This is a genomic window from Candidatus Chordibacter forsetii (genome assembly GCF_964187505.1).
In the GTDB taxonomy this organism is placed as follows: Bacteria; Verrucomicrobiota; Verrucomicrobiia; order Opitutales; family Seribacteraceae; genus Chordibacter; species Chordibacter forsetii.
This window is the reverse complement of sequence record NZ_CAXLML010000226.1, coordinates 1-3,838: the sequence shown is the minus strand read 5'-3', so window position 1 is coordinate 3,838 and position 3,838 is coordinate 1. Positions and strand designations below refer to the sequence as shown.

Here is a 3,838-nt window from a genome sequence, read left to right as displayed (position 1 = left end):
ACAGTTTGGTCCGATCAAACGGGTATTGGAAGTAGCCAAGCGGGCCTTTACCTCTGACATATCACGCACTGGGATACCTTCAGTGATGGCAATAACTAGAGGAATTTCCGCATCGATTGCTTCGAGGATAGAATCGGCAGCAAAGGGAGGAGGCACATATATGGCAGCCACATTAGCGCCTTCCCTATCTACAGACTCCTGGACTGTATCAAATACAGGTACAGAGTCCTGAAATTTTTGTCCACCTTTGCCAGGGGTGACTCCGGCTACGACATTAGTGCCATACTCTATGCACTGATTGGTGTGAAAGCTACCGGCGCTACCGGTGATTCCTTGAACCACCAACCGGGTGTCTTTGTTTACGAGAACGCTCATTGTAAAATCTCTTGGTAAAAGGGGTGTTAATTAAGATTGGGCAGCCAGTTTGACAATTTTTTCGGCAGCTTCGGCAAGGGTGTCCGCAGGCTCGAGTGCCAAACCACTGTCAGCAAGAATCTTTTTACCCTGCTCCACATTGGTTCCTTCCAATCGTACGACCAAGGGAACCTTCATATCTAACTTGCGAGCCGCATTGACAATGCCAGTCGCAATAACATCGCACTTCATAATTCCACCGAAAATATTAACCAGAATCGCTTTGACCGCATCGTCCGATACCAAAATCCGAAAAGCATTTTCTACCTGCTCTTCATTAGCACCTCCACCAACATCTAAAAAGTTAGCAGGGGATCCACCGTAATGCTTGATAATATCCATCGTGGCCATGGCCAATCCAGCACCATTAACCATGCAGGCAACATTTCCGTCTAAAGCGATATAATTGAGATCAAACTTGGAAGCTTCCACTTCCTTTGGGTCTTCTTCGCTGATATCGCGCAGTTCTACTACATCGGGATGACGAAAGAGGGCGTTTGAATCAAAATTTACTTTAGCGTCCAAAGCTAGCACATCACCTGTTGGGGTAAGCACCAATGGATTGACTTCCACCTGGGAACAATCCTTAACCCAGAAAAAGTCGTACAATTTAGATACAAGCTTCACACATTGCTTGAAAGAATCCCCTCTTAATCCTAATGAAAATGCAACCTGGCGGGCTTGATACGGACGAATACCTAGAGAAGGATCAATTAAAATCTTGGTAATTTTCTCTGGTGATTTTTCAGCGACTTCCTCGATATCGACCCCACCCTCAGTGGAAGCAATAATTATGGGTTTGGAAGTTGCTCGGTCGCTCAATATTGCTAAGTAAAATTCCTTATCGATATCGGAAGCCTCGGTGAAATAGACTGTACCTACTTCTTTACCTTCATCCCCTGTCTGTTTGGTCACCAAAACATTTCCGAGCATCGACGCTGCCTTTTCCCGAGCTTCCTCAGAGGAGGACACCACATGGACGCCTCCTTTGAACCCATTAGTAAAGGTGCCTTTACCACGACCGCCGGCATGAATTTGGGCCTTTACCACCACAGCTTGGCCGGGGGGAAAGGATGCGAGAGCTTGATCAATTTGATCCGCTGATTGAGCGACCGTGCCATTGGGCACAGTTACCCCGGCATCGGCGAAAAGTTGCTTTGCTTGGTATTCGTGTACATTCATCTGAATAAAAAAGACCAAAGGTTGTCACTCTTCCGATATCGTTCAAGCCTTTTCACTCCATTTATAGAATCATCTATAAATTTTAGCTATTTGGAACTTGCTCGATGCGGTGAATCAAAAGAAAAACTAGGCATGATCAAATTTCTCTCCATTCTCCTGGTTCCCTTTTCTATGCTCCTTGGAAACTGGCCCCAATACCATGGCCCGATGTTTAATAAATCGGCTACTTTTTTGATTTCTCTGAATTCATCCAGCTTACTCGAAGCTTCTCCAAGTTGGACCGCGCCGACTCCACTTGGCTTTAGTTCCTTCTCCACTGCTGGAAAATCAGCTTTCACTTTAATAGCAGAAGAAGATGAGGACGGCTTATTGCGAGAGCTTTGCGTAAGTTTAGATTTATCTACAGGCAAAAGATTATGGCAAACTTGGTTGGGCATGGCCAGTTACGGACATAGCGGGGGCAATGCGGGCACTCCCAATAACTCAGGTGGTGACGGTCCTCGATCAACCCCATCGGTAAGCGAAGGACTTGTTTTTGTATATGATTCAAGTATGACTTTGCACTGTTTGTCAGCTCAGTCAGGGAAAACAGTTTGGAAAATCGATATTATCCGGGAACATAATGGTAAAAACATCACCTGGAAGAATGCATCTTCTCCCCTACTCGTTCATGACCTAGTTATAGTAATTGGAGGTGGTCCAGGGGAAAGTATGATCGGCATTGAGAGAAATACCGGAAAACTGCGCTGGAAGAACGGTAGCGAAACCGCCACCCATGCAACTCCAACCTACGCTACGATTCACGGGCAGGAACAGGTAATCTTCCTCTGCCGTTCAGGTCTGGTTTCTATTAATCCCTTAAACGGTAGGGAATTATGGAAGCAAGATTTTCCCTACAAAGTTTCAAGTGCGTCATCCCCAGTGGTGGCAGGCGAATATGTTTTTTGTTCTGCAGGATATGGAGTTGGAGCAGGTTTGTTCAAAATATCAAAAAAAAATCAGCTATTCAGCAGCAAGCAAATATGGCGCAAACGCAACGAAATGATGGTACATTGGAGTACCCCTTTATACTATAAAGGACACCTCTATGGAATTTTCGGTTTCAAGGAGTACGGAAAGGCACCCCTGCAATGTATTGATTTACTAACCGGAAAAATTCGTTGGAGCCAAAAAGGGTTTGGTCCAGGAAACTTAATCCGTACCGGAAATACCTTGTTAGTTCTTTCAGATGATGGCGAATTGATCATAACAGAGGCAAATACGGAAAAATATATCGAGCATAAAAGAAGGAAAATTCTTTCGGGGAAATGTTGGAGCACTCCCATTCTGATCGATAAACTTATCCTTGCAAGAAGCACGAAAGAAGCAATCGCCCTGCCGATCAGATAAACTGTTAAGAAACGAACGATAGACTCGAAACATTTCCCCTCAAATCAAAAGGAGAATCAAAACTGATCAAACGCTCTGTGGTGAACCTAAATATAGTAGCTTAGTATCTAGCAATCTAACCAACTAAATACCAAGGGTCACAAAGATCTTTTATCTCCGAACATCTTTGACAAGACGCTCAATCCCATACTCGTCGCGACTTGTTTCTATATACCTAATAAATTCTGAACTGATTATCCCCTCTTCTAAAAAAACATCCCAATTTATTTCATCTTCTGTCGAGTAGATTAAAAAACTGCTGCTCATATTACGAAATAAATGAAGGTGAACGAAAACTCCCTCAACACTGGGCAACTTGGGTTTAAAGGCTTGATTAACTAGCATAGAATTTTGGATTGAGTATGCAATTTTCGAACTAAATAAAACCTCAGATTTGGGTTAAGAACCAAAATCCTGTGGAAGATACGGTTAAGATAAGTACAAGGGAAAAGATATTTGCTGTCATAGTGTATTAAGTTTGGATTTATAAATGTAATTACACTAGATAAGTATCTATGTCAAAAAATATTTAAGTTTTAAATTTATCCTTAGTGTAGTCCTACCTTTAATTTCTTTAACCCTTGAAAGTCATGAGCTACTTGAAGAATGTTTGGGCATGACTTGGAATGGACAAGTATGGGCATCCCCTATTGGGTACCTTCCAAGGAAAGAAATTAAAGCGGAATGCCCGCAGATTTATTGACTTAAAGTATCGCCAAGGAGGCCAAAGCCAAGAAGGCAAAAAAACCAACCACATCCGTGACCGTGGTTACAAAAACCCCCGATGCCACCGCGGGGTCTACCCCCCAACGAT

The 3,838-nt window shown here is 43.4% G+C and carries 3 protein-coding genes and 1 pseudogene; 1 reads left to right on the top strand and 3 read right to left on the bottom strand.

The window, feature by feature from the left end; all coding sequences use genetic code 11:
* Together ACKPQ4_RS09710 and sucC are read right to left on the bottom strand one after the other, a co-directional pair.
* A pseudogene (locus ACKPQ4_RS09710) lies at positions 1–375 on the bottom strand (succinate--CoA ligase subunit alpha); the annotation flags it as partial.
* A 30-nt stretch (positions 376–405) separates the two neighbouring features.
* A complete protein-coding gene (gene sucC, locus ACKPQ4_RS09705; protein WP_407680983.1) occupies positions 406–1,596 on the bottom strand; it encodes an ADP-forming succinate--CoA ligase subunit beta in 1,191 nt (396 codons plus the stop codon).
* A 132-nt stretch (positions 1,597–1,728) separates the two neighbouring features.
* On the opposite strand from sucC, the gene ACKPQ4_RS09700 reads away from it, so the two are divergent.
* Positions 1,729–2,985, top strand: coding sequence for a PQQ-binding-like beta-propeller repeat protein (locus tag ACKPQ4_RS09700; RefSeq protein WP_407680982.1), 1,257 nt, complete (start codon positions 1,729–1,731; stop codon positions 2,983–2,985).
* A 743-nt stretch (positions 2,986–3,728) separates the two neighbouring features.
* On the opposite strand, the gene ACKPQ4_RS09695 is transcribed toward ACKPQ4_RS09700, so the two are convergent.
* The coding region (locus tag ACKPQ4_RS09695) for a magnesium transporter (protein WP_407680984.1) at positions 3,729–3,838 on the bottom strand (110 nt) is incomplete at its 5' end.

Excerpts from the sequence above, each read along its gene's own strand:
- ACKPQ4_RS09700 (WP_407680982.1), top strand. The coding sequence starts at position 1,729 with ATGATCAAATTTCTCTCCATTCTCCTGGTTCCCTTTTCTATGCTCCTT.
- sucC (WP_407680983.1), bottom strand. The coding sequence starts at position 1,596 with ATGAATGTACACGAATACCAAGCAAAGCAACTTTTCGCCGATGCCGGG.